Genomic DNA, 26,271 nt, shown 5'->3' with positions numbered 1-26,271 from the left:
TATGGCGAAAATTGCCCGGAAGAATGGCTTTCCCCGCCCAATTGATGAATAGGATTTTAAATATAATCAAGATGCCGTGTTAACCCGGGTTTTTACGCCTTTCCTCGCCTTCCCGGAATCGACGGCGGGCAATCGTAAATTAACCCGCGCGCCCTACAGTTGCTCGTCAACATGGGGGTTTCATTTTGTTATCCAGGCTCAGCGACAGCAAGCAGTTGCGGCGCGTGTTGAAGAATAGCCGCGTCTCGTTTGTGGTTTCGTCGCTTGTCGCCCTGGTCGTCATCGTGGTCGGCTTCGGGCTCGACCAGGCCAATACTGCGTCTCATGTGCGCGAACTTCATATCCGCACCGAAAACGAGACGAACCTGATCCGCGCCCGCGTCATGGCCGAGATCAATATGGACCTCAGCGTCGTGCGCGACCTGACGAACCTGATCTCCGTCAGCACGGCAAACGGAGAGGAGATGGAACGCCAGATCAACTGGCTGCTGATCCAGAACCCCTCTTTCATTCATATCGCCGTCGCGCCTGATTTCATCGTCGGCGACATCCACCCGCCGCAATCCGGCAATGAGCGGATCGGCCGCGACGTGCGAGAGGCTCTGTTCTTCCGCCAGGCGATGACCGGCGCGGCCGGCGACCAGTCGGCGCGCTTCTACGGCCCGATCAGCATTGACAGCCGCGACGCCTTTGCCATCTTCTTTCCGGTTTTCGTCAGGGAGAACGGCGAACGGCGGCTCTGGGGGGCGGTCGAAGTCGCCATCGACCAGACGATGTTCTACCAGGCGACCGGGCTGATGCCGGCACGCGACCGCGAGAACCGGGAACGCTATCCGCATCTCGACCATCTGTCGATCGCCATCCGCGATATCGGCGCGGTGGCCGCGACCAATGCTGCTCTGCCGGCACCGTTCTTCGGTTCGTCCGATATCGATGACAAGCATCCGATGCGCCAGAAGATCGGCTTTGCCGGCGGCAAGTGGGAGCTTTCCGCGGTCCCCAACAGCGGCTGGGACGCGATACCCGAAAACCGCACCGAGCTGCGCCTGATCATCCTTGCCGGCGGCTTCGTCATCATCGTGCCGATCTTCTTCGCGACCCTCCTGCTCGGCGAGCGCAATCGCAACATTATGGCGCTGGAGACGCGCGAGGCAAAACTGCTGGAACTGTCGCAGCGGCTCAATCTGGCGCTGGAATCCTCGAATATCGGCATCTGGGAGCTGCAGGATGATTCGAGCAGCCTGCTCTGGGACACGCGCGCCGCGGCCCTGCACGGCAAGCCGGCCGAGGAAGGAAGCTGGGCGCTCGACGAATGGCTGGCGGCTGTTCTGCCCGAGGACCGCGACATCGCCGAAGTGCATTTCTTCAGCTGCAGCATCGCCGGTGCTGCCTGCACGGCGCAATACCGCATCCTGCTTGCCGACGGCGGTATCCGCCACCTGCGCTCGGTCGGCGCCTTCTATACGGATGCCGGCGGCGTCAGCAAGACGATCGGCATCGTCTGGGACGTGACAGCCGATGCGGAGATCACCGACAGGCTGCGCAAGGCCAAGGATATGAGCGAGGTCAAGAATGCCGAGCTGGAGCTGGCGCTTGAAGAGCTCTCGAGCCGCGAGGGGCAGCTGGCCGAGCTTTCCAGCCGGCTCGACCTGGCGCTCGATTCCTATCAGTGCGGCATATGGGAAGCCCGGCCCGGCCGAGGCGGCTCGATCTGGAACGAGCGGATGCACGAGCTCTATGGGCTTGCGCCGCGCAACGGCTTCATGACCGAGGAGATCTGGCTTGGCTGCATCCACCCCGAGGATCGAGCCTTAGCGCTCGAAAGCGCACGCCACTTCAAGAAGAACGGCGATACGCACACGCTCGTCTGCCGCGTGCTGGTCGACGACGGCTCGGTGCGTTATGTGCGCTCGGTCGGCAAGGTCCACCAGACGGGGACCGGCGAGATGAAGGTCATGGGCATCGCCTTCGATGCCACCGAAGACGTGCTGATGACGATCCGGCTGAAGGCCGCCAAGGACGAGGCGGTCGCCAAGAATATCGAGCTCGAGCTTGCCAAGAACAGGATCGAGCACAACTCGCTGCACGACCCGCTGACCGCACTCGCCAACCGCCGCAAGCTCGACATCGCGCTCGAAAACCTGACCCATGACGGACGCCGAGAGCGGCAGAAATTCTCGATCCTGCATATCGATCTCGACCGCTTCAAGGACATCAACGATACGCTCGGCCATGCCGCCGGCGATGCGATGCTGGTGCACGCCTCGAAGGTGCTTGCCAAGAACGTCCGCGGCAGCGACGTCGTCGCGCGCATCGGCGGCGACGAGTTCGTCATCCTCGCCCTCGACGTCGGCGACAAGGAGATGGCGCAGCTTTCAACGCGAATCATCGAGGAGATGCGCCAGCCGATCGATTTCCAGGGCTTTTCCTGCCGCTGCGGCGTGTCGATCGGCATTGCGCTCGCCAACGGCATCAATGTCGATGCGCGCAAGATGCTGATCAACGCCGATATCGCGCTCTACCGCGCCAAGAGCATGGGCCGCAACCGCTTCGAATTCTTCAATCACAATCTCCAGGCCGATATCATCAACACCAAGCGCACCGCCGACGAGATCCTCGCCGGCATCGACAATGGCGAATTCACCGCATGGTATCAGCCGCAATTCTCGGCCCGGACGATGGAGCTGACGGGCGTCGAGGCGCTGGTGCGCTGGAACCACCCGTCCAAGGGGTGGCTCGCCCCCGACAAGTTCCTGCGCATTGCCGACGAAATCAATGTCGTGCAGATGCTCGACCGGATCGTGCTCGAAACGGCGCTGCACGACAAGATGCGCTGGACGGCGCGCGGTATTGCCGTGCCCAAAGTCTCGGTCAATGTTTCGGCGCGGCGGCTGCATGACGGCAGCCTGTTGGAATCGCTCGCCGACCTGCATATCCGTCCGGGCGAGATCTCCTTCGAACTGGTGGAATCGATCTTCCTCGACGAGAGCGAGGACGTCGTCTCGCAGAACCTCGAACGCATCAAGGCGCTCGGCATCGATATCGAGATCGACGATTTCGGCACCGGCCATACCTCGATCGTCAGCCTGTTGAAGCTGAAACCGAAGCGGCTGAAGATCGACCGCCAGCTGGTGCAGCCGATCGTCAATGCCTCGCAGGAGCGGGCACTCGTCAGCTCGATCATCGAAATCGCCCGCTCGCTCGGGGTCGAGACGGTGGCCGAAGGGGTGGAGACGGCGGCACATGCCGCACTGCTGCGCGATCTCGGCTGCGATATCCTGCAAGGTTATGCCTTCTCGCGGCCGCTCTCCTTCGACGACTTCACCGAGGAAGCCACCGGAACGGGGTGGCGGCTGGCGTCCTGATCGCTGCCTGCCGATCGCCCCCAGCCCTGACCCCTCCCCGCCTGCGCAGAGAGAATGGCGGCACAATGCACCGCCCGTCCCTGACAACGGACGGAAACAGCATTTCCTGAGCTGCCGGTTTGGCGCAAAGAAAGGCTTTTGCCTCGGCGGTTTTTTGGCCTATGAGTGTCGCGCCTTTTCAAGCAATGGCGCGGCCGGCAGCGACCGGCTTTGGCGCGCCACCGTGGGAACACATGTCGCACAATACATTCGGTCACCTTTTCCGCGTAACCACCTGGGGCGAAAGCCATGGTCCGGCGCTCGGCTGTGTCGTCGACGGCTGCCCTCCGGGGTTGCGCTTCAAGCTCGAGGACCTGCAAGTCTGGCTCGACAAGCGCAAGCCCGGGCAATCCCGCTTCGTGACGCAGCGGCGCGAGGACGATCTGGTGAAGGTGCTGTCCGGCGTCATGCTGGACGCCGATGGCGAGACGATGACGACCACCGGCACGCCGATCTCCATGCTGATCGAAAACACCGACCAGCGCTCCAAGGATTACGGCGAGATCGCCCGGCAATACCGCCCCGGCCATGCCGATTATACCTATGACCTCAAATACGGCATTCGCGACTATCGCGGCGGCGGCCGCTCCTCGGCGCGCGAGACCGCTGCGCGGGTTGCCGCCGGCGGCATCGCCCGCCTCGTCGTGCCTGGCGTCACGGTGCGCGGGGCGCTGGTGCAGATCGGCAAACACAAGATCGACCGCCGCAACTGGGATTGGGACCAGATCGATCAGAACCCGTTCTTCTCGCCCGATGCGGCGATCGTGCCGGTCTGGGAGGAGTATCTCGACGGCATCCGCAAGAACGGCTCCTCGATCGGCGCGGTCATCGAGGTGATCGCCGAAGGTGTGCCGGCCGGCCTCGGCGCGCCGATCTATGCCAAGCTCGACCAGGATATCGCCTCGCTGCTGATGTCGATCAACGCCGTCAAGGGCGTCGAGATCGGCAATGGTTTTGCCGCTGCCGAAACGTCAGGCGAAGATAATGCCGACGAGATGCGCATGGGCAATGACGGCACGCCGATCTTTCTTTCCAACAATGCCGGCGGTATTCTCGGTGGCATCTCCACCGGGCAGCCGGTGGTGGCGCGCTTCGCCGTCAAGCCGACCTCGTCGATCCTGACCGAACGCCAGTCGATCGATGCGGAGGGCAAGAATGTCGATATCCGCACCAAGGGCCGGCACGACCCCTGCGTCGGCATCCGCGCCGTGCCGATCGGCGAGGCGATGGTCGCCTGCGCCATCGCCGATCATTATCTTCGCGACCGCGGCCAGACCGGCCGCCTGAAATAGGAGCGCTTGCCCCATGTCTTATGACCAGAAGCGTGTCGTCGACGCCATCCGGGCCTTCGAGGCCGGCGAGATCGTCGTCGTCATGGACGACAATGACCGCGAGAACGAAGGCGACCTGATCGTCGCCGCGGTGCATTGCACACCCGAGAAGATGGCCTTCATCGTGCGTCACACTTCCGGCATCGTCTGCGCGCCGATGCCGAAGGAAGAGGCCAAGCGCCTCAACCTCAACGCCATGGTGGCGGAAAACGATTCGGCCCATACGACGGCCTTCACCGTCTCGGTCGATTTCAAGCACGGCACGACGACCGGCATCTCCGCCGACGACCGGACGCTGACGGTGCGCAACCTCGCCAATCCGAATGTCGGCGCTTCGGATTTCGTCCGTCCCGGCCATATCTTCCCGCTCGTTTCCCGCGAAGGCGGCGTGCTGATGCGCTCCGGCCATACGGAAGCCGCCGTCGACCTCTGCAAGCTCGCCGGCCTGCCGCTGATCGGCGTCATCTCCGAGCTCGTCAACGATGATGGCACGGTGACGCGCGGGCCTGAGGTGGTCGAGTTCGCGGAACAGCACGGGCTGAAGCTCGTCTCCGTCGCCGATCTCATCGCCTATCGTCAGCGCAAGGAAACACTGATCGAGCTCGGCACCAGCTTCGACATCGAGACGCCGTTCGGCAAGGCCAAGGCCCATACCTACTCCCTGCCCTGGGATCCGATGCAGCATCTCGCCGTCGTCTTCGGCGACATCCGCGACGGCGTCGACATCCCGGTCCGTCTGCATCCGGAGAATGTCGCCGAGGATCTCTTCGGCAAGAACAGCCCGGTCGATTTCTACATGCAGAAGATTGCCGAGCAAGGCCGCGGCGTCATCGTCTATCTGCGCGAGGGCTCCGTCGGGGTCGGTCACCACGATAACGGCCGCAAAGGCCGCAGCCAGGGCCGCGAGGCCCATGCCGAAGCGCAGACGCGCGACAGCGAATGGCTGGAAATCGGCCTCGGCGCACAGATCCTCAGGGATCTCGGCGTCAGCTCGATCAAGCTGCTCACCAGCCGCGAACGTCACTATGTCGGCCTCGAAGGTTTCGGCATCAAGATCAGCACGACGGAGATCTGCTAGAAGGAGCTTTCCCTTCTCCCCAGCGGGGAGAAGGTGGCCCGAAGGGTCGGATGAGGGGGTGAGCGACGTTAGGAGCGAGTGCACGGAGCGCAAGTGAAGGGCAATATTGAGCGGCGTGCCATGAAGCCCCCTCATCCGGCTGCCGCCACCTTCTCCCCGAGGGGAGAAGGGATTACCCTCTCCACCCATCGAGCAAGACGACCTTCTCCACGCCGGCGAACCGCGCGACCCGCTCCAACTCCGCTTCCAGCCTCTCCAGCCGCCCGGCCGACGGTTTCACGCCCGGCTCCAGCCACAGCCGCTTGATGTCGAGCGTCGATTTCTTCCGATCCGCCTTCATGTCGATGCGGCCGATCAGCCGGTCGCCTTCGAGCAGCGGGAAGACGTAATAGCCATATTCGCGCTTCGGCTCGGGCACGAAGACTTCGATGCGGTAGAAGAAGCCGAACAGGCGTTCGGTGCGGTTGCGGTCGCGGATCATCGGATCGAAGGGGCTGAGAACGCGGATGCGCGGCGGAGCATCGGGATAGCTGTCGAGCGTCGACGGGAAATCGGCAAAGGCCCAGGATGGGCGCGCCTTGCCGTCGAGCGCCGGTTCGATCAGCACTTCGGTCAGCTCGTCGCGATGGGCCGATACCCAGGCCTTGGACTCATCGGGCGAGACCAGGTTCCAGAAGGCCGATATCTCGCCGTGGGTGGCGAAGCCGAGGCGGGTGAGCGCGCTGCGGCAGGCCCAGTCGATGAATTCCTCGCGGCTCACCTCGGGCTCGCGGAACTCGGCCGGGATGACGCGCTCCGCCAGGTCATAGATCTTCTGGAAGTTCGAGCGGCCGGCGATGGCGAACTTGCCGGTGTGCCAGAAATATTCGAGCGCCGTCTTGTTCGGATGCCAGTTCCACCAGCCGCCGGAAACGTGGCCGTCGGCCTTGACGTCGCGCGCCAGCATCGCGCCGTCGCGACGCACGCGCTCATAGGTCTCCTCGAAGGCTGCCTCGAAACCCTCACCGCGCCATTTGCGCCAGCGTTCGACGAGGACCTTTTCCTGATGGCGGAACTTGTGTTTCCAATAGACGAAGAAGGCGCTCGGCAAAATCGAGGCATCGTGCGTCCAGTGCTCGAACAACGCGCGTTCCTTTTCGAGCAGCGCCTTCAGATGCTCGCGCCTGTAGGTCTGGTTGCGGGAAAACAGGATCTGATGATGCGCCCGCTCCACCGTCTGGATGCTGTCCACCTGGACGAAACCCAGCTCATGGATGAGCTGCAGCAGGCCGGCCTTGGTCAAGGCGCGGTTCGGCGGGGCGCTGAGGCCCTGCTTGGCAAGAAAGACACGGCGGGCGTCGGAATTGGAAAGCAGATTCGTCATGACCCCATCATAATCCGGAAAATCTTCCTAGCCACCCGATATCGACAGCGCAATTTGCTCTTTCATCAGGCTGATGTCCCCGTATAGAAGCATTGCTATCCGGTTGGCGCCAATGGCTGCCCCTCACCCTAACCCTCTCCCCGCCTGCGGGGAGAGGGGACGTGCCAAACGCAGCGTCGAGGTTAAGGGAGCGGGTGCGGCATATCCCCTTCTCCCCGCGAGCGGGGGTCCGAAGGACGGGTCGAGACATGTGGCTCGACCCAGGCAGAGGTGCCGGCAGGCGGATGAGGGGCCGGCATCGGCAATCTCCTCCGGTGAAAAATGCGAGGGATTGGTTTGGATATTCGTTTCGAAGGTGCCGGTGTCAGTTTCGGGGCGCGGGTGGCGCTGCAGCCGCTGACGCTTGGCATCAGTGGAAAACGCATCGGCGTCATCGGGCTGAACGGTTCGGGCAAGACCACTTTTGCGCGGCTGATCAACGGGTTGACCAAACCATCGGTCGGCCGCGTCACAGTCAACGGCCGCGACACCAGCGATGAAAAGACTGCGGTGGCCGATGTCGGCTTCATCTTCCAGTCGCCGCAGAACCAGATCATCCTGCCTATCGTCAAAGACGACATCGCCTTCGGGCTGAAGCGGCGCGGCTTCAGCAAGGCGGAGATCGAGGCGAAGGTCGAGGGCGTGCTGGCCCGCTTCGGCGCCGAGGCGCTGGCCGATCGCCGCGCGCATGAGCTTTCCGGCGGCGAGTTGCAGGTGGCGGCCCTCTGCTCGGTGCTGGCGACGGGGCCTGGCATTCTGATCCTCGACGAACCGACCAACCAGCTCGACCTCAAGAACCGGGCGCTGGTCGAGAAGATTATCGCCGGGCTGCCGGAAAGCGCCATTATCATCACCCATGATCTGGAACTGATCGCCGGTTTCGAGCGGGTGCTGCTGTTTCATGAAGGCCGGCTTGCCGCCGATGCGCCGGCTACCGAGGCGATCGCCCGCTACAAGGAGATCGCCGCTTGATGCAGTCACTCTATGTCGAAGGCAACAGCGTGATGCACCGGCTTTCGCCGCGGCTAAAACTGTTGTCGCTGACGATCTTCGGCGTGGTGCTGTTCATCAGCGGGAACCTCGCCCTGCTTTCGAGCGCCGTGCTGCTGACGGCGGTTCTCTACCGCATGGTCGGCCTGCCGTTTGCCGATGGGCTCAGGCGGCTGCGGCCCGTCTTCCTGACGATCGCGGTCGTGGCACTCTTCAACCTCATCTTCAATCCCTGGCAGGAGGCGCTCGTGCCCCTGCTGCGTCTGACGGCGCTGATGCTGCTTGCCGCCACCGTGACGGCGACGACGTCGATCACCGCGTTCATCGATGAGGTGACGGCGCTTGCCCGCCCGCTCGAACGCACCGGTTGGCTGCAGGCCGACGATATCGGCCTGGCGCTGGGGCTGGTGCTGCGTTTTGTGCCGGAGATCGTCGGCCGTTATCAGGCGATCCGCGAGGCGCACAAGGCACGCGGGCTGAAGGTGCAGCCGACGACGCTGCTTGCGCCGCTGATCATCCTCACGCTCAAGGATGCGGATAATATCGCCGCGGCGATTGACGCGCGCGGCATTCGGCGGCATGTGAGTTAACGATTGATAAACACGGAATTGATGATGAGCACTCGCGACCTCGTTCTTACCGCCCTCTTTGCCGCGATCATCGTGGCGCTTGGCCTGCTGCCGCCGATTTCGCTCGGCTTCATTCCGGTGCCGATCACCGCCCAATCCCTCGGCGTGATGATGGCCGGCGTCGTGCTCGGCGCCCGGCGCGGCGCGATTGCCGTGCTGATCGTGCTGGTGCTGGTCGCAATCGGCCTGCCCGTGCTTTCCGGCGGTCGCGGCGGGCTTGCCATTTTCGCATCGCCAACGGCCGGCTTCCTGATCGGCTGGATCTTTGCCGCCTTCGTCACCGGCTGGCTCAGCGAACGGCTGGTCAACCATCAGCAATCCGGCCTGGTGCAGACGGTCAGCTTCTTCCTCACCGCCATGGTCGGCGGCATCGTCGTGCTCTACGCCTTCGGCATCACCTATCTGGCGACCGTCGCCGGCCTCGGCTTCACGAAAGCCTTCATCGGCTCGATGGCTTTCATTCCCGGCGATGTGATCAAGGCTTTCGTCGCAGCCCTGCTCGGCCGCGCCGTCATGGTCGGCTATCCCCTGCTGCCGTCGCGCGCCTGAGGCATAGGCCAGTCTTGTCCGGTGAACACCCCCAACGGCCCCTTCGGGGGCCGTTGCGCTTCCGGTCCGCATAAACGGGAACTTCCGAACCTTCATTTCATTTTTCCGCAATGAACATCCCTGGAGGAGAACCCATGCGAGGCGACCGGCAGGAGGAGATGGCTGCCTGGTTCCGCTCGCTGGATCCTGTCCAGCCGAAGGACATGGTCGGCCTTTGGAGCGGCGTCGGCATTCCGTCGGGTCATCCGCTAGACGGCGTGCTCGAGAACCTCAACTGGTTTGGCAAGCGCTTCCATTCCGACATGCGGGCGGACGCCCTGCTCTTCACATGGAAACCGGGCCGACTCGTGCCGCTCGAGCCAAGCTTGTTACCCATTGGTCTGGCGATCAAGATGGCGCCCTTTGGCCGGACATTCGTTGCCCGCGGCTGGTTCTCATACCTGCAGAAGGTGCTTCGAGCGAGAGGCACCACAGCTTCGTTGCGGCTTCAGGCCCTCGACGGCATCGAAACGGCTGCGATGATCTACGACAAACAGCCGATCGTGGACTATTTCCGCAGGATTGACGATGACGAGATTGCCGGAATGATGTGCGTGCGCGGCGACCCTCGGCGGTTCTTCTTCAAGCTCCGGAAATTGACGGACTGAGGTATGCAGCAAACGGCTGGCGGCCACCTCCGGAACATCGCAGCACACGATCATCGAACCCATTGCCCAATTCTTTCCTCAATCCAAAACAGGCTGAACATGCTATGAAAGCAGGGCAGAGGGCGAGATGACCGTCATCGATCGAAATCATGTTCAAGTCCGGGGCGATGGCCAGCGTGCGATGATCTTTTCGCATGGATTCGGGTGCGACCAAAATATGGGGCGCTCCGTGGCCCCAGTCGGCGAATTCGTCCATCAGCAGGTCCCAAACAGTCAATTGGTCGTGCCGAACGCCAGGGGCCACTGCCTTAACCTCAGCGCTCCCTACGAGGTCATATCCGCAATCCGGCGGTTCGTCCGATGACCGGTGGCGACATGCAGATCGTCATGCCGGCGGAAGACCTTGAGGACCTGTACGAAAACGCGCCATGCGGCTATCTTTCGGTGCAGCCGGACGGGCGCATCGTCAAGGTGAACCGAACGCTATCGACCTGGATCGGCATCCCTGCCGAGCAACTTCTTGGCAAACAACTTCGCGACCTGCTCAACACGTCGGGGCGGACATTCTACGAGACCCATTTTGCGCCTCTGCTGCGCATGCAGGGGGTTTTCAATGAGGTTGCTCTCGATCTTGTGACGGCCGACGGCAGGACCTTGCCCGTGCTCGCCAATGCAATGGAAAGACGCGCAGAAGACGGCGCCCTGCTTTTCACCCGCGTGACGATGTTCCAGGCTGCCGAGCGTCGCCGTTATGAACGGGAGCTGGTCGAGGCGCGCGCAGCCGCGGACGCGGCCGGCGCCATCGTCAAATCCCAGCTCCACCTTGAACAGCAAACTGCCGAATTGCGGGAGCAGTTCATTGCTGTCCTTGGCCATGATCTGCGCAATCCGCTTGCCTCGATTGCCGCGGCGGCGCGCATGCTGCGAAAGGAGGAGCAGACCGATCGCTCGATCAACATTCTCGATTTGATGCAGGGCAGCGTCGTTCGCATGTCCGGCCTGATCGACAACGTTCTCGACTTCGCGCGCGGACGATTGGGTGGCGGCATCACGATCGAGAGGCGAGCGGAGCATCTCGAACCGATCCTGCGACAGGTCATCGGAGAACTCCGCTCCTGTCATCTCGACCGCGCAATTGAGGTGAGTATCGACTTCGCCGGACCGATAAACTGCGACAGCGGCCGGATCGGCCAGCTGGTGTCCAACCTGCTCGGAAACGCCCTGACCCACGGGACGCCGGACGAACCGGTGCGGCTCTCGGCGGCAACTGTCGGCGGAAGACTGGAACTTTGGATCGCCAACAGCGGCCCTCCGATTGCCTGCGATGCGATGACAAGGCTTTTTCAGCCTTATTTCAGAGGCGAAATCGGTACAAATCAAAGAGGATTGGGGCTGGGTCTGCACATCGCTTCGGAAATCGCCCGCGCCCATGGCGGGACAATCACGGTCAGTTCCGATGATAAGGAGACGCGCTTCACCTTTGTGATGCCGTTGGATTGATCCGGACGGTAGATCGGTTCGTCCACTTGCCCCTCGGATAGCTTTCGGTAGCTCTGCCTGCGTTCCCGCCTGTGGCCGTCTCGACACTGTAGAATGCCGTTCGATGTGCGTTTCGATGGCCCTGGATCATCGCCGGATTGGACCGGGCGTTGAGCCGATGGGAAGGGCGATCAAGATGGCTGCAAGCAGCGTTGCGACGAGCACGCCGACACAGGCCGGCCAGCCCACCTGATCATAGATCTGGCCGAGTACGAGGCTGCCTGCGAGACCCCCGGTGTAATAGGAGGCGAGGTAAATTCCGCTGGCGCCTGCCTTGTCCGTAACCGCGCGTCGGCCAACCAAACCGGTGGCGATCGCTTGGGCGAGGAATGTCCCTATTGCCACCAGCGCCAGTCCGGCCAACACCAGAGGCAAGCTGACACTCAGAAGTGCCGCGACGCCGACAATGGCGAGCCCAAGCGTCGAGATGATCCCGAGTTTTGCTCCGATTCGGACCGCGAGCTTGCCTGCCATCGGCGTGGTCAGCATCGACGGCAGGAATACCAGATAGACGAGGCCGAGCGTCATCGGCGACAGGCCGAGAGCCACGAGCTGGAAATTCACATAGGTGAAAGTTCCGATGAAGACGAAAAGGATGAGGAAGCCGATCGCGAAGACACGGCGCAGCTCACCATCGGCGAAATGATAAGTCCAGCGGCGCATGTTGAATGAGCCGTCTTCGCTGGTCTGCATCATGGCCGAGGTCTTTTTGAGGGTGAGCCGGACAAGCAGCGCGCCGGCGATGTTGAGGGCCGCGAAGGTGAGGAAGTTGATTTCAAGCCCACCGAACCCGACGACTATTGCAGAGAGGATGCGGCCGAAGAAATTGCTCGCGACATTGCCGGTGACATAGGCCGCCAAGGCGCCTGTCGCCTGGGTTGGCGAGAAGTGTTCCGAGAGATAGGCAATGGTCAGCGTGAAGGCTGCCGACATGCAGAGGCCCTGGACGATACGGAGGACGGCAAAAACCGTCAGATCGTGGGTAAAGGCCAGAGCTGTCGTGGGAAGTGAAAGCAGCGCAAGGCTGATCCAGATACCGCTGCGGCGATCGATCCTGCGACCGAAGAAAGCTATGCCAAGCCCGGCGACGGCCATGCCGAAAGTGCTGGCATTGACGGCAAAGCCCATGGCGGCGCGGCTGACCTGAAATCTCTCCACAAGCGCGGGCAGGATCGCCTGAGCCGCGAAGAGATCGACCAATGTCAGGAAAGAAATCAGCGCGATGACGGCAAAGCGCCAGCCATCGGCGGCGGTAGCGCCGAGGGTCGTTCTCGGCGGATTGAGGACATGCTCGATGCCGGTCATGGCGATCACTCCAAGTGTCGGGTGAATGCGTGTGGCGTCTCCGGCTTGGGGGTCGGAGACGGCTGTCAGCGAGCTCGGAAGCGGCTCACATGGATTCGTTCTTTTGCTCTTCCGAGGTCAGGATGTCGGCGGAGTAGAGAACAGCCGGCTTGCTGCCGTTGTTCTTCCACCAATGCGACAGCATGCCGAATTCGGCAGTCACGTCGCCAGCCTTATGCTCGATCGGCACTTTGCACGTGCTGCGGTATTCGGTGATCGAGCCCGAAACGATCAGGATGTTGGCCGGACGGCTCTCATGCGAATGCCACGGCACGACGCCGCCAGGCTGCACAACCAGCTTGCGCATCCGCAGGGCGCTGTTCTTCCAGGCGTCTCCCTTGGAGGCGAGGTCAATCGATGAGATGAGCTTGTCAGTCACACCCTTCGGCATCATTTCGCCGGGTTGCATGCCGTTTTCGGCGACCTGGCCGGCCGGGCATTCGCCGGCATAGGCTTGGCCTGTGGAAATGGTGGTGAAGGACGCGAGAGCGAGGACGGAGGCGAGCGTCAGGCGCTTGGCATTCAGTTCGAATTTCATCAGAGTTCTCCTTGTTGGGCCCGGATGAAGCGTTCGCGCCGGGCATGACAAGGAGCATGGAGAAGGTGATGGCGAATGAGAAATGCCGCCTCATTCTCAATTCCATAGCCTGAGGCTATCGTGAAACGCAGGACGTGCGGACGCTCCGCATCGCCAGGACACGGAGCACAGTTCATTATTCGTTATGCTTTCAATGTGAGCGGCCTGGCAGCGCGGCCCAACCGTAAGATTTGACAGCGCCGACGAAAGTCGAGACGGCCGGGGAGAAGCGGCGGCCAGCTACGGTTACAAGGCAGACTTCGCGGGTTACCTCCGGTTCGGCGACCGGCCGGACTTGCAGGCCAGGCACGACGGCGCTGTATTCAGGAATGAAACAGATACCGAGACCACCAGCGACAAGATTCTGAATCCAGTCCTCACGTTCGCTCGAATAGGAGACGATAGTGCTCACACCCTGAGCGTCACAGAGATCCGTCAGGTAGTCCCAGTACTCGCAATTGACACGGCGAAGATAGATCTCACCATCGATCGCGGCGATGGGAATGGCATCGTATTGGCTAAGCCGGTGCCCCGCCGGAAAGGCCAGCATAAACCGTTCCCGAAACAGCGGCGTCACATCGAAGCGCTCCGGAAAATTGTCGGCGCTCGACATGATCGCGATATCGAGTTCGCCCTGCTCCAGCAATCCCGCCAACTTGGCCGGAATGCCCTCGACGAGTTGGAGCTGGATACCCTTGTGGCGCATGTTGAAATCGGTGAGCAGGCCGGTAAAGCGCCGCGGTCCGATCGTGCACATGATGCCGACCTTGAGGTGCGCGTCGTTGAGACAGAGAAATTTCGATGCCTCGGTTTTGACGCCCAGGAGTTCGTCCTGCACTTGCTGGAAACGCGGACGCAAGAGATTGCCGAGATCGGTGATGTGGGTGAGGTTTCGTTCGCGACGGAAAAGCAGCCCGCCCACCTCGTCCTCGAGCTGCTGAACCGCTCTGCTCAGCGCGGGCTGAGTGACATTGCAGTTCTGCGCCGCGCGCGTGAAGTTGCGCGTTTCGCAAACGGCCAGAAAATACCGGATGTGATGGATATCCATATCCGCTCCCCAACAATTCCAAAGTAAGCCAATGCATCTACTCTGGTCCCCGGCGCTATATTCGGCCAATGCCACTGAATTATCAATTCCATTAGTGAGCGGCATTTCTCTTATGACTGCAACCGCGCCATTTTGAACGGGAAGCTACACATCGTGGCGTCTAAAAATGGAGAACGCAATGCTCAATCTGCTTGCTACCGAAACCGAACCCCTGGCTGGCCGCAAGATGCTCGAGGGTCGTACGGCGATCGTGACCGGCTCGACCAGCGGTATCGGCCTTGGCATTGCCCATGCGCTGGCAAGGGCGGGTGCCTCGATCATGCTCAATGGATTCGGCGATCCCGCCGGCATTGAAACGTTGCGCGCCGAGATGGCCGAGAGCAACGATGTCGATGTCGCCTATGACAGCGCCGACATGTCGAAGCGCGACGCTATCCTGATGATGGTGGAGCGCGCCAAGGCTCGATTCGGCCAAATCGATATCATCGTCAACAATGCCGGCATCCAGCACGTTTCTCCCATCGGCGAATTTCCGCCTGAGAAGTGGGATGCGATCATGGCGATCAACTTGTCGGCCGCCTTTCATCTTGTCCAGGCCACTTTCGACGGCATGTGCGAGCGCGGTTATGGCCGCATCATCAATGTCGCCTCGGCGCACGGCCTTGTCGCCTCGCCATTCAAGTCGGCCTATGTCGCAGCAAAGCACGGCATGGTGGGGTTCACCAAGTCGATTGCACTTGAGGGTGCCGAATTCGGCGTGACGTCGAATGCAGTCTGCCCCGGCTATGTCTGGACGCCGCTTGTCGAGCAGCAGATCGACGCGCAGGCGAAGTCGCATAACATCGCACGCGACGCAGTAATCCGCGACGTGTTTCTCAAGAACCAGCCGACCAAGCGGTTCGCGACGGTCGAGGAAATGGGCGCGCTCAGCGTCTTTCTCTGCTGCGATCTCGCAGGCTCCATCACCGGCACGGCCATTCCGGTCGATGGTGGCTGGACGGCGCATTGAAAATGTCAACACGAAGAAATCGGGGAGTGAGGACCATGAACAAGCACACAGGTGTGAAGAAAATTATCGCCGACAGCGCGGTTGTCGCCTCCTCTGAGCGAGAGCCGCGGACGCTCAATCTGGCGCTCCAGGGCGGAGGCGCGCATGGCGCCTTCACCTGGGGCGTGCTCGACCGGCTGCTCGAGGAGCCGAACCTGTCGTTGGAAGGTGTCGTCGCAACCAGCGCCGGCGCAATGAATGCCGCCGTATTGGCCTATGGCCTGGCCGAAGGCGGGCGGAGCGGGGCGCAGACCGCGCTCGCCAATTTCTGGCGGCGCGTCAGCCATGCGTCGGCATCCGGACCTCTGCAGCCGACGATCTTCGACAAGATAACCGGATCGCGGGCGCTGGAATTTTCGCCGGCCTTCATGATGTTCGACATGGTGACGCGACTGATGTCGCCCTACCAGTTCAACCCTTTCAATTTCAATCCGCTCCGGCAGATCTTGGAGCAATCGGTCGACATGGATGCGATCCGCACGGCGCGCTGTCCGGTGAAACTCAGCATCTGCGCTACCAATGTCCGAACCGGCAAGGTCAAGGTGTTCGGCAATGACGAACTGTCGATCGACGCCGTCATGGCATCGGCTTGCCTGCCCTTTCTGTTTCAGGCTGTCGAAATCGACGGCGAGTCCTATTGGGATGGCGGCTATATGGGCAATCCGGCAATCTTTCCGCTGATCTATGGCTGCCACACGCCGGATGTGCTGGTCGTCCATATCAATCCGATCGAGCGGGCCGAGGTGCCGCACACCGCCTCCGAGATACTCAATCGCATCAACGAGATCAGTTTCAATTCGTCGCTGCTGCGGGAAATGCGGGCGGTGGCTTTCGTCACCGATTTGATCGATGCATCTCCTGAAAGTACCGGCAATCTCAAGCGCATCTTCGTGCACGGCATCTCCGATGACGAGACGATGAAGAGCCTTTCCGTGTCGAGCAAGCTCAATGCCGATTGGGGGGCGTTGGTCGATCTGCGCGACCGCGGCCGGGAATGCGCCGACATGTGGCTGCTGGCCAACTACCAGGACATCGGCAAGCGATCGACGGTCGACATTCGCGAACGATATCTCTGATTTTCCAAGGACTTCCTCCCGCGTCGCCGGTTCCGCTCCGCTCCCTCCGTCGCGGGCCACGCCACTTCTCCCCCGGTCGTCCCCGGGGGTATTTTTTGCCTTCTCGCCAGCCGCCGCCGCGCATAGCGCCAGCCTATCAAAACCATGCCGCAACAGCATTTCAAACATCACCGGCAATGCGGGAAAGTAATTCCAGTCAAGCCGAAAACCGGTTTGATCCAACCTCAACCAGGAGACATTTCCATGAACTCGACCCGCATCCTCATCGGCTCCGCCCTTGCTGCCATCACCTCCATGGCTGCCTCCAGCGCCTTTGCCGGCCCTGCTGCACAGCCCGAATTCTCATTCGAGAAGTGCTACGGCGTCGTCAAGGCCGGCCTCAACGATTGCCAGACGGCCACCCATTCCTGCGCCGGCACCTCGACGGCCGACAACCAGGGTGATGCCTGGGTCTACGTGCCGGCCGGCACCTGCGCCAAGATTTCCGGCGGCGCGATCGAACCCAAGGCCTGAGGCCTCCCTGGCTTCATTCAACCCATATGAAGGAGTGACCAATGTCCAAGATATTTCCCAACCTTCCAGTACCGGATGCCGCGGGCATTGGTCTGCGCTCCCCGCATATTTCCGATATGATCTCCCGCCGGCCTTCGGCGGGATGGCTGGAGGTCCATGCTGAAAACTACATGGGCGATTCCGCCGCCGTCGATGCTTTGGAAAACTTGCGCGAGACCTATCCGCTGTCGGTGCACGGCGTCGGTCTCTCGCTGGGCAGCGCTTCGGGCCTTGATCGGGACCATCTGGAACGGTTGCGGAGCGTGTGCATCCGGTTTCAGCCAGCATTGGTCTCGGAACATCTGGCCTGGAGCGTTGCCGACGGCGCCTATCTCAACGATCTCCTGCCGCTCCGTTATGACGACGATGCGCTCGATAGCGTTGCAGCCAATGTCGATCAGTTGCAGGACAGGCTGCAGCGCCGCGTCTTCATCGAGAACCTGTCGGCCTATATCGCCTTCGCCAATTCCACGATGACCGAGGCGCAATTCCTCGCCGAGCTCGTCAAGCGTACCGGCTGCGGCCTGCTGCTCGACGTCAACAATGTCTATGTCTCGGCCTGCAATCTCGATTTCGATGCCAAGGCCTTCATCGACGACCTGCCCGCCGATGCCATCGGCGAAATCCATCTCGCCGGCCATGCAGTCAACGAAGTCGAGGGCGACATCGTGCTGATCGACGATCATGGCTCCCGCGTGCCGCCGGCCGTCTGGTCGCTCTATGCGCATGTATTGCGCAAGATCGGCCCACGACCGACGCTGATTGAATGGGACACCGAGGTTCCCGCGCTCGATGTGCTGCTCGGCGAAGCAATGTGGGCCGACATGATGGCCGCCTCGATCGAATTCGAAAAGCGTGGCCCGCCGCAGATCGCCCAGCAGCCGGACCGCCGGTTCCACGGCATCGAGCTGTTCTCCACGAGCAATCTCGCACGCGGCGCCATGCCGGCGATCTCGGCCTTGACGACGATCACACCGTCGGTCTTCGCGAGCAACTCCGTCACACGGAGGGCGCGTTATGCTGCCTGAACTCGAACTGCAGCAAGCCGTCGCGGATGCTATCCTTAACCGCCGAGGGCCGGATCTCGGCCCCTCATTCGATACGGGCGGCCGCTTCGACCCGATGCGCCGCTTCAACATCTACCGCAACAACACATTCGCATCGCTGAGTGCCACGCTCGTGTCGGTCTTTCCTGTCGCCGTCAGCCTGATTGGAGAGCGGTATTTCCGCCATATTGCCGCGAGCTTCATTCGCGTGAGCCCGCCCTCCGAAGCGCGGCTGGTACGCTATGGTGGCGACTTCGCCGACTTCCTCGGCCGGCTCGAAGACCTCAAGCCTATGCCCTTCATCGCCGATACGGCGCGGCTTGAATGGTTGATCGCCGAGGCGCTCGATGCGCCGGCGCTGCCGCCTGCGAATATGGCGGAACTCTCCCGGGGTGGCGAAGACACCATGCCCGACCTGATCCTCCAGCCGTCGTTGCGACTGCTGTCTTGCCGTTGGCCGGCGCTCGACATCTGGTCGGCGCACCAGGCAAGCGGCGATCTCGAACAGCTTGGCGATATCAGAAGGAAACCGCAGCGGATCGCGCTGTGGCGGAACCGGGACAGCGTTCGCTTTCTCCGCCTCAGCGGCGCCCATTACGTCTTTCTGCAGGCGCTGAAGAGCGGCCGCGGACTTGAACATGCCGTTCAGAAAGCCGCCGCGCGCGATCCGAATTTCGACCTCGTCGCCTCGCTCGGCGGTCTCTTTGCTGACGGCCTCGTCACCCGCGTCCGCCACCAACCTGCAAACATCAACTGAGAAGGAATGGATCGATGACCATGATGACCCCGACATCCATGCCCGAACGAGGCGGTTTCGCCGGCCTTTATTCGCAGGCACTCCGGCTGGCCTCGTCCGTACCGCTTTCGGCGGTGCAGTTCGTCGCCCGGCTCACTGTTGCGAACGTGTTTTGGCAATCGTCGCAGAGCAAGCTCGCCTCCTGGCCCGTCACGGTCCAGCTCTTCGCCTTGGAATACCGGCTGCCGGTGCTCGATCCCGGTGTCGCGGCCGTGCTCGCCACGGCCGCCGAACTGTCGGGTGCAATCCTGATCTTCTTCGGACTCTGCTCGCGTCTCGCGGCACTGATGCTGCTCGGCGTTGTCGCCACAATCCAGATCTTCGTCTATCCCACCCATTGGGGCGAACATCTGACCTGGGCGGCTCCGCTGCTGTTGATTTTTGCGCGTGGCGCGGGCGTCATCTCGCTCGACCATCTCGCCGGCCGCTTTTTCTCGCGGGAGCGCTGAGCCATGCGGATCGAAACCGAGGGGGCGATGACGGGCGGTGCGCCGAACATGATCCGCCCAATGCCCGGGAATGGCCGTCCGCGCGTGGTCATTCTCGGGGCCGGCTTCGGCGGGCTTGCCGCAGCCATGGCGCTCAAGAGCATCCAAGTCGATATCACCGTCATCGACCGTCGCAATTATCACCTGTTCCAGCCGCTGCTCTACCAGGTGGCAACCGCAGGCCTTTCCCCCGCTCAAGTCGCGATGCCGATCCGCCGCATCCTGTCGCGCCAGAAGAATGTGACGGTATTGATGCAAAGGGTAGAGCGGATCGAGAAAGCCACGCAGCTTGTTCACACCGCCGAGCGGACCATCCCTTACGACTATCTTGTTGTCGCGACCGGCGCCCGTCATGCCTATTTCGGCCATGAAGAGTGGGCTGAAAGCGCGCCGGGCCTCAAGACGATCGGCGATGCGACGGAGATCCGCGCCCGGATTCTCTCCGCTTTCGAACGCGCCGAAGTCACTGAGGATGATCAGCGGCGCGAGGCATTACTGACCTTCGTTGTGGTCGGCGGCGGCCCGACAGGCGTCGAAATGGCCGGTGCGATTGCCGAACTTGCCCGCAAGGTCGTGGTTCGCGACTTCCGTCACATCAATGCCGCTTCGGCACGCGTCGTTCTGGTCGAAGCCGGCAACCGTATCCTGCCAACCATGCCGGTCTGCCTTTCGGCAAAGGCGCAGCGTCATCTCGAAGGCCTGGGCGTGGAAGTGTTACGCACCGCTGCCGTCACCCATTGCGATAGCGAAGGCGTCATGCTCGCCGACGGGCGCCAGATTCGCTCGGCATGCGTGCTTTGGGCCGCAGGTGTCATGGCATCCAAAGCGGCCAAATGGCTCGGCGCCGGGGCCGACCGCGCCGGCCGCACGGTGGTCGACGAACGGCTGAATGTCAACGGCCACAACAACATCTTCGTCATCGGCGATACCGCTGCGGCGAAGAAAGCGGATGGCCATCCCGTGCCAGGCACAGCGCCGGCCGCCAAGCAGATGGGCGAGCATGCCGCGCATGCCATCCGGGCGCTCATCGCGGGCAATCCGGTCAAGCCGTTCCGCTATCGGCATTTCGGCAATCTCGCCACGATCGGCCGCAAGGCGGCGGTCGCCGATTTCGGACGGATCAGGCTATCCGGGTTTTCGGCCTGGCTGATCTGGAACCTCGCCCATCTCTGGTTCCTCATCGGTTTCCGCAATCGCCTCGTGGTTTTCATGGATTGGGGCCTGGCCTATCTTCGCTATGAGCGGAGCGCCCGCCTCATCACCGACCGCCATGAGCGCTGATTTCCTTCCACGCGTGAAGATGGGCCGCGCAGTCACTATGCTGCTGCTGCTTGCCGTCATCTCGACGGCGACCCTCGTCCATCTGATCTGGCAACGCACCGCGAGTGCCAATGTCGATAATGTCGTGGCGGCCCTCGATGCGCAAAGCACCGGCGCCGTTCGCAACGAACTCGCCTCGCAACTCGCACTGGTATCGAGCACCGCGGAAATTATCCGCTCGGTCTTCTCCCAGGGCGCCATCAAGCCCGATGACGAGGTCAAGCGCGAGTTCCTGTTTCTCTCGCTGCTGCGTGAGCAGCCGGCGATCGCCTGGATCGGGTTCGGTTTCACCGATGGGCGCTTCTTCGGCTCGCATGCCGCCGCCGATGGCCGGATCGAGATGGTCGAAATCGGCAAAGCCGCGCCCGGCGAACCTCGAACATTGCGCCGTGACCGATACAAGCCGATCCCCGGCGACATATTCTTCGAAGAGCGCGTCAAGACCGAGAGCGCCTATGTGACGGAGGGCTCATCCTGGTATCGCAAGGGCAAGGAGAGCACCGATCCGGCCTGGACCGTCGTGGACATCTTGCCAAGCGGTTTCGAACCTTCGATCGTTCTTTCAAAACGGGTCGAAGCCTTCGGGCGGCTCGAAGGTGTCGTCATGGTAGCGGTCAGCCTGCGACAACTGTCACTGACGTTGCGGGATCTCAACATGCCCTCCGAGAGCAAAATCTATGTGCTCGCGAAGGACGATGTGGTCCTCGCCACATCTGAACCGTCGGACGGCATCATGGCCGCCCATCTCGCCGATTTTCCGAAGACCGACGTGCTTTCTGCTGCCGTCGCATCCGCGCGCCGAAGCCATCCTCAAAACGTCTTCCGCACGCTGCAACAGAGTGCCGCTCTTGGGCCGGTGTTCATTTCATCCAGTGCACTGCCGTTTGAAGACTGGCGGCTGCTGACGGCGATTCCGCGCTCCACCTTTGCCGGCGATATCGATGAAAACACCAAGCGCGTGCTCTTCATCATCGCTGGCATCGCGCTGCTTGCCGCTGTCACCGCAATTATCTTCGCCCGCCTGCTTTTCGCCCGGCCGCTCGCCCGCCTTGCCCAACAGTTGCATGCGGTCGAACGCTTCGAACTCGATACCGTCAGCCACACGCCCACCGTGCTGGTTGAACTCAATGACTTCTCCGTCGCGCTGAAACGGATGTCTTCGGGGCTATCGGCCTTCGCCCGCTTCATGCCGCTCGATGTCGTCAGGCCGCTCGTCAACGGCGGTATCGAGCCCAGGCCCGGCGGCAAGCTTACCGACATCACGGTTTTCTTCGCCGATCTGCCGGGCTTTACGGAGATGACCGAGGAACTCGGCGCCGGTGTCGAACCGCATCTCACCCGCTTCCTCACGCTTTCCATCGCCGCGATCCACGCCGAGGGCGGCACGGTCGACAAATTCATCGGCGACGCTGTGATGGCGATCTGGAATGCCCCGAACGACGAGCCCGATCACGCGTCGCGTGCCTGCCGTGCGGCGGCAGCGATCCGTGACGCGATGCATGCCATCCCGCCGCTCGCGCCCCAGCATGACGCAGTGCGGGTCAGGATCGGCATCAACAGCGGGACGGCACTCGTCGGCAATATCGGCTCGGCCGAACGCCTGAGCTACACGGCGATTGGCGATGTCGTAAACCTCGCAAGCCGCCTGGTCGGCGTCGCCAAAGACAAAGGCGTTGAAATCGTGTTGAGTGGCGAGACGTGGGAACGGGCGAACCGGCGGCTCGATGCCCGCTCGCTGGGAGAGACGGTGGTGCGCGGCAAATCGCAACCGGTGCCGATCTTTACCCTGGACCGGAAATCGCCCCCGATTTGAGGGAGGATGGATCATGGAAAGTGCATCTTTCCTTATTGGCTTACTCGCCTGGCTGCAGGTCAAGCATTTCGCCGCCGACTATCTCTTGCAGCCGGCCTGGATTCTGCAGGGCAAGGGCGATATCCGCCACCCGGGAGGCTATATTCATGCCGCGATCCACGTAGCGGGCACCCTTCCGGGATTGCTTCTGTTCGGGCTGGATGGCGTGACGATCACGGTTTTGGCGCTAGGCGAATTTCTAATTCACTTTACCGTTGATCACGTAAAGGCCGTTCACGCGCGCTGCCATCCGGCTGCCATGACAAGCCGTCCTTACTGGGCCGCGCACGGAGCCGATCAGTTGTTGCATCATCTGACCTACACTGGAATTTTGGCTGTTGCGATGTGACCGAAGACGGACGTCTTGTCGATCCTGCAGATCATGCGAATGTCCGCTGTCAGCCAGTCCAGACTGGGGTGACTGCCCTCTCCTGCCGTCTCCAAGCGGGCTGGAGGGCTGTACGCACGAACCCGCCACGGCAGGTAGCTCGCTGGACTCTTGTTGATTCAAGTCCTGGAGCAAGCATCAGCGATACGCGCAGGTCTCCATCAGGAAAAATTCTCCAGTACGGCCAGGAATGTGTGCCGGTCACCCTGCCCTTCGGTCAGGCGCACACGGCCTTCGATGTCGGCGAGGTGGTGGTCCATCAATTGTTGCGCCTTGGCGAGGTCTTTCGCCTTCAAGGCGGCAACGATCATGCGATGGTGGTCCGCGCCGCAGTCGTCCTTGCGGTCTTCCTCGTAGAGCGACATGACCAGCGAGAGCCGGGCGACGATCTTGGCGAGCACTTCGGTCAGCACCGGGTTGCCGGCGATTTCGGCAAGCACGATGTGGAACTTGCCGGACAGAACCGTCTTCGACTTTTCGTCGCCATGGTGATGGATGTGCTCTTCTTCGTCCGTCAGCTTTTGCAATGCATCCAGCTGCTCCGGCGTGACACGGGCGATAACGAGTTCCAGAAGCAGCCTCTCTATCTTCCGCCGCGCTTCGAAAAGGCTCTTCGCCTGCTCGACGCTCGGCTCGGCGACGAAGGTGCCGCGATTTCTCTTGCGTTCCAGCAGGTGGTCGCTCTCAAGCACACCGAGCGCCCCGCGCACGACGGTTCGGCTGACACCGAAATGCTCGGCGATCGCCTCCTCCAGAATTTTGGTACCGGGCTTGAGCGCACCCTCTCCGATGGCGGCGGCAAGTGTGGCGCGGATACGTTCCGAAACATCGTCATGGGTATCGGCGCTCTCCACCGACCCATTGGCCGCTGTCATCGCCTTGGGACTCTGACGGCGCATCTTTCTCATTTCAGTCTCCAAATTGCCTCTGGCGGCCTTGCATGGATTCGATCGATCACCAGATATCCGTGCCCGATAATTATTTCCATAAGAATATTCCTGCGTAGATCATCTCGGCACATGCATTTCGATCGGCGGTACCGGCGAAAACGCCGACACCGCCTTGGGAAATCAAGCCGCTTTCTGCTTCTTCACCGATGCGGACAGGGCAATGCCCTTTTCGGCGCAAACCGCCTCGACATGAAGCGCCGATTGCTGGATGAAGCCGATCGCCTCGGCAAAGCCGTAGGACTGATTTTCGTAAGTCGGGTAGCCGTATAGGCTGCTTTCATAGGCGACCCAGTCCGGAATTTCACCTGAGGCGACCCGTTTCTCATAGGCATCCACCATCGCCATATAGGCCGCAAACTCATCCGCCGTCAGGTCGGGGTGGCCGGCGCGCCAGATAGGATCGTCGATCTCGATGCACTGGCGCGGATTGGCTTTGCGGGGCTTGTCGGCGACAGACTGGGCGACCTCCAGCGACAGATTCAGCGCGGCGTTGGCGTCGGCAAGAATGGGAAGGATCGCGGCGAAATCGACGATGCCGCCGCCAACGGGTCTGGTCTGGAAATCGAGACCGCCCGGAGCGCGCCCGACATACGCATCCTTGATATGAGTTTGGCGGATATAGGGAGCCAGCCGCTTGGCGGCGAAGACCGGATGCTCGCCCCGCTGCAGTCCGTTTGCCGTGTCGAAGACGACGCCGACGCAATCGGCGCCGACCTTCTCTATCAGTCTCAGGATCTCGAAGGAGGTGATCTCGTCATGGGTTTCGATGTTCATGTGCGCGCCATTGGCACGGGCGACGGGAGCGAGCTTGCGGAGGACCTTTTCGATCCCGAGCAACTGATCTTCCCAGGTCACATCGGTGCGGAAGCGGTCATTGGCCAGCCGGCCGCGATATTCGCTCTTGAAATTGCCCGGAGCAACCCAGAGCTCATGGCAGCCGATCGCGGCGCTTGCCTCGATCATGCGCGTGAAACCGGCAATGATATCGCCGCCGCCGGCTGCCCGCAGGGCCGGTTCCTCGGCGCTGCAATAGGGATTGATCTTGCCGATGCCGCTTTCGAGATAGAGGCCAAGGTCGTCAGCCTTCGCCCTGATCTCGCGCAGCAGGCCGCTGTCGAGGTCAGGACTCATGTCCAGCGCCGTACTGAAGAAAAGGCCTGCGAGCCCAAGTTCCTTGACGTGATCAAGGCTTGCCAGAGGCCCCCGCTTCTTCGCCTCGGGCAGCTTTATGCTGTCGATACCCAATTTCATGTCATGCTCCTTTGCTGTTTCCTGATGGGGCGCGCTGCACTGGCGACCCCTTCGTTGTTGATCTCAATTCACGTCGATGGATCCGCGATCACACCCGTCCGGGAGCGCGAGGCTTCGTTGCCGTCCGGCCTTTCGGAACAAGACTCTTTTCGAGATAGTGCTGGCCTATGGATGCGACGCTCGTGATGGCGAGGTACCAGATCGAAGCGACGAACAGCAGTTCGATGACCAGGAAGTTCCGGGCGTAGATCGCCTGGGCTTGCGTCAGCAGATCCTGCATGCCGATGACCGAGACGATGGCACTGGCTTTCAGCATGCCGATGGCCTGGTTCCCCGTCGGCGGCACGATGATACGCGTGGCCTGGGGCATGATGACGGTGAAAAAAGTCTGTGTCTTTTTTAGCCCGAGCGCCGTGGCCGCTTCGCGCTGGCCGCGATCGACCGCGATCAGGCCACCGCGGATGATCTCCGACATGTTCGCGGCTTCGTGCAGTCCGAGTGCGAGGAAGCCGGCCAGGGCCGGCGTCACCAGATCGTTGATCGAAATGGTGAAGCTCCCCATCCCGATCTGCGGGACGAAGAGGGCGATATTGAACCAGAAGAAGATCTGGACGATGAGCGGCACGCCGCGAAACCACCAGACGAAGCCGGCGGCGATCACCTTGAGAACGAGGTTATGGCTCGTCGCCATCAGCGCCAGCAGGCATCCGAGCACAATGCCGAACACCATGGCGCCAGCCGTCAGTTCAAGCGTCAGCAGCACGCCGCGCAGGATCGAAGGATCCACCAGATAGCGGGGGATCTCGGACCACTGGATGCTCTGGCTCTGCCCGACGACGAGCGCGAAGAAGGCCAGCGCTGACATCGCGATGGCACCGGTTGCGATCTGCCACCAATGCATCGGTCTTCCGACCGATGGCGCAAGGGAGAGCGATATGGGTGACGCTTGAAACAGGGCCATCGGCG

At 61.8% G+C, this 26,271-nt stretch carries 24 protein-coding genes and 1 pseudogene; 18 read left to right on the top strand and 7 right to left on the bottom strand.

Going from position 1 to position 26,271, the window contains the following annotated elements; all coding sequences use genetic code 11:
- Window positions 1–185: 185 nt before the first annotated feature.
- The 3 genes from N2600_RS03360 (at window position 186) to ribB (ending at window position 5,813) form a co-directional block, all read left to right on the top strand.
- Entirely contained in the window at window positions 186–3,365 is a 3,180-nt protein-coding gene (locus tag N2600_RS03360) for a bifunctional diguanylate cyclase/phosphodiesterase (protein ID WP_260297966.1), read from the top strand.
- Between the two features lie 233 nt (window positions 3,366–3,598).
- Window positions 3,599–4,696, top strand: a complete 1,098-nt coding sequence (gene aroC, locus N2600_RS03355) for a chorismate synthase (protein WP_260297965.1) — start codon at window positions 3,599–3,601, stop codon at window positions 4,694–4,696.
- 13 nt (window positions 4,697–4,709) lie between these two features.
- Entirely contained in the window at window positions 4,710–5,813 is a 1,104-nt protein-coding gene (gene ribB, locus N2600_RS03350) for a 3,4-dihydroxy-2-butanone-4-phosphate synthase (protein WP_260297964.1), read from the top strand.
- 172 nt (window positions 5,814–5,985) lie between these two features.
- Here the strand turns inward: ribB and N2600_RS03345 are convergent, their stop codons facing one another.
- Complete coding sequence (locus tag N2600_RS03345) at window positions 5,986–7,176, bottom strand: winged helix-turn-helix domain-containing protein (RefSeq protein WP_260297963.1); 1,191 nt, start codon at window positions 7,174–7,176, stop codon at window positions 5,986–5,988.
- A 336-nt stretch (window positions 7,177–7,512) separates the two neighbouring features.
- On the opposite strand from N2600_RS03345, the gene N2600_RS03340 reads away from it, so the two are divergent.
- The 6 genes and pseudogenes from N2600_RS03340 to N2600_RS03315 all read left to right on the top strand — a co-directional run bounded on the left by N2600_RS03340 (window position 7,513) and on the right by N2600_RS03315 (window position 11,530).
- Entirely contained in the window at window positions 7,513–8,187 is a 675-nt protein-coding gene (locus tag N2600_RS03340) for an energy-coupling factor ABC transporter ATP-binding protein (protein ID WP_260297962.1), read from the top strand.
- Complete coding sequence (locus N2600_RS03335) at window positions 8,187–8,795, top strand: energy-coupling factor transporter transmembrane component T family protein (protein ID WP_260297961.1); 609 nt, start codon at window positions 8,187–8,189, stop codon at window positions 8,793–8,795. The genes N2600_RS03340 and N2600_RS03335 overlap by 1 nt, the downstream gene beginning before the upstream one ends.
- Window positions 8,796–8,819: 24 nt before the next feature.
- Window positions 8,820–9,383, top strand: coding sequence for a biotin transporter BioY (locus N2600_RS03330; protein WP_260297960.1), 564 nt, complete (start codon window positions 8,820–8,822; stop codon window positions 9,381–9,383).
- Window positions 9,384–9,493: 110 nt separating this feature from the next.
- On the top strand, window positions 9,494–10,030 hold the full coding sequence (locus N2600_RS03325) for a DUF4334 domain-containing protein (RefSeq protein ID WP_260297959.1): 537 nt from the start codon (window positions 9,494–9,496) through the stop codon (window positions 10,028–10,030).
- A gap of 127 nt (window positions 10,031–10,157) precedes the next feature.
- A pseudogene (locus N2600_RS34575) lies at window positions 10,158–10,277 on the top strand (alpha/beta fold hydrolase); the annotation flags it as partial.
- A 113-nt stretch (window positions 10,278–10,390) separates the two neighbouring features.
- Window positions 10,391–11,530, top strand: a complete 1,140-nt coding sequence (locus N2600_RS03315) for a PAS domain-containing sensor histidine kinase (protein ID WP_260297957.1) — start codon at window positions 10,391–10,393, stop codon at window positions 11,528–11,530.
- Window positions 11,531–11,656: 126 nt separating this feature from the next.
- Here the strand turns inward: N2600_RS03315 and N2600_RS03310 are convergent, their stop codons facing one another.
- The 3 genes from N2600_RS03310 to N2600_RS03300 form a co-directional block, all read right to left on the bottom strand.
- Window positions 11,657–12,874: an MFS transporter gene (locus N2600_RS03310; protein WP_260297956.1), complete on the bottom strand. Its 1,218-nt coding sequence runs from the start codon at window positions 12,872–12,874 to the stop codon at window positions 11,657–11,659.
- Between the two features lie 85 nt (window positions 12,875–12,959).
- Window positions 12,960–13,451 carry a cupin domain-containing protein gene (locus N2600_RS03305; protein ID WP_260297955.1) on the bottom strand — a complete coding sequence of 164 codons (492 nt, stop codon included), beginning with the start codon at window positions 13,449–13,451 and terminating at the stop codon, window positions 12,960–12,962.
- Between the two features lie 190 nt (window positions 13,452–13,641).
- Window positions 13,642–14,538: a LysR family transcriptional regulator gene (locus tag N2600_RS03300; RefSeq protein WP_162118318.1), complete on the bottom strand. Its 897-nt coding sequence runs from the start codon at window positions 14,536–14,538 to the stop codon at window positions 13,642–13,644.
- A 178-nt stretch (window positions 14,539–14,716) separates the two neighbouring features.
- Between N2600_RS03300 and N2600_RS03295 the strand changes: the two genes are divergently transcribed.
- The 9 genes from N2600_RS03295 (at window position 14,717) to N2600_RS03255 (ending at window position 23,065) form a co-directional block, all read left to right on the top strand.
- Window positions 14,717–15,547, top strand: coding sequence for a 3-hydroxybutyrate dehydrogenase (locus N2600_RS03295; RefSeq protein WP_222294446.1), 831 nt, complete (start codon window positions 14,717–14,719; stop codon window positions 15,545–15,547).
- A 35-nt stretch (window positions 15,548–15,582) separates the two neighbouring features.
- Window positions 15,583–16,662: a patatin-like phospholipase family protein gene (locus N2600_RS03290; RefSeq protein WP_260297954.1), complete on the top strand. Its 1,080-nt coding sequence runs from the start codon at window positions 15,583–15,585 to the stop codon at window positions 16,660–16,662.
- Between the two features lie 243 nt (window positions 16,663–16,905).
- Entirely contained in the window at window positions 16,906–17,175 is a 270-nt protein-coding gene (locus N2600_RS03285; RefSeq protein ID WP_003545955.1) for a BufA1 family periplasmic bufferin-type metallophore, read from the top strand.
- 41 nt (window positions 17,176–17,216) lie between these two features.
- Window positions 17,217–18,242 carry an MNIO family bufferin maturase gene (gene bufB / locus N2600_RS03280; protein WP_260297952.1) on the top strand — a complete coding sequence of 342 codons (1,026 nt, stop codon included), beginning with the start codon at window positions 17,217–17,219 and terminating at the stop codon, window positions 18,240–18,242.
- Window positions 18,232–19,017 (top strand): HvfC/BufC family peptide modification chaperone, encoded by a 786-nt coding sequence (locus N2600_RS03275; RefSeq protein WP_260297950.1) that lies wholly within the window; start codon window positions 18,232–18,234, stop codon window positions 19,015–19,017. The genes bufB and N2600_RS03275 overlap by 11 nt, the downstream gene beginning before the upstream one ends.
- Window positions 19,018–19,031: 14 nt before the next feature.
- On the top strand, window positions 19,032–19,505 hold the full coding sequence (locus N2600_RS03270) for a DoxX family protein (RefSeq protein ID WP_260297949.1): 474 nt from the start codon (window positions 19,032–19,034) through the stop codon (window positions 19,503–19,505).
- A gap of 3 nt (window positions 19,506–19,508) precedes the next feature.
- Window positions 19,509–20,825, top strand: a complete 1,317-nt coding sequence (locus N2600_RS03265; RefSeq protein ID WP_260297948.1) for an NAD(P)/FAD-dependent oxidoreductase — start codon at window positions 19,509–19,511, stop codon at window positions 20,823–20,825.
- Window positions 20,815–22,677, top strand: coding sequence for an adenylate/guanylate cyclase domain-containing protein (locus tag N2600_RS03260; RefSeq protein ID WP_260297947.1), 1,863 nt, complete (start codon window positions 20,815–20,817; stop codon window positions 22,675–22,677). Before N2600_RS03265 ends, N2600_RS03260 begins: the two co-directional genes overlap by 11 nt.
- A gap of 13 nt (window positions 22,678–22,690) precedes the next feature.
- A complete protein-coding gene (locus tag N2600_RS03255; protein ID WP_260297946.1) occupies window positions 22,691–23,065 on the top strand; it encodes a DUF3307 domain-containing protein in 375 nt (124 codons plus the stop codon).
- A gap of 200 nt (window positions 23,066–23,265) precedes the next feature.
- On the opposite strand, the gene N2600_RS03250 is transcribed toward N2600_RS03255, so the two are convergent.
- From N2600_RS03250 to N2600_RS03240, 3 genes are all read right to left on the bottom strand, one after another.
- Complete coding sequence (locus tag N2600_RS03250; RefSeq protein ID WP_017963084.1) at window positions 23,266–24,012, bottom strand: GntR family transcriptional regulator; 747 nt, start codon at window positions 24,010–24,012, stop codon at window positions 23,266–23,268.
- Window positions 24,013–24,174: 162 nt separating this feature from the next.
- A complete protein-coding gene (locus tag N2600_RS03245; RefSeq protein WP_260297945.1) occupies window positions 24,175–25,305 on the bottom strand; it encodes a sugar phosphate isomerase/epimerase family protein in 1,131 nt (376 codons plus the stop codon).
- A gap of 88 nt (window positions 25,306–25,393) precedes the next feature.
- Window positions 25,394–26,266 carry an amino acid ABC transporter permease gene (locus N2600_RS03240; protein ID WP_260110250.1) on the bottom strand — a complete coding sequence of 291 codons (873 nt, stop codon included), beginning with the start codon at window positions 26,264–26,266 and terminating at the stop codon, window positions 25,394–25,396.
- Between the last annotated feature and the right edge of the window lie 5 nt (window positions 26,267–26,271).

Source organism: Rhizobium sp. WSM1274, from assembly GCF_025200775.1.
Classification (GTDB): domain Bacteria; phylum Pseudomonadota; class Alphaproteobacteria; order Rhizobiales; family Rhizobiaceae; genus Rhizobium; species Rhizobium leguminosarum_I.
This window is presented reverse-complemented; position numbering and strand designations above follow the sequence as displayed.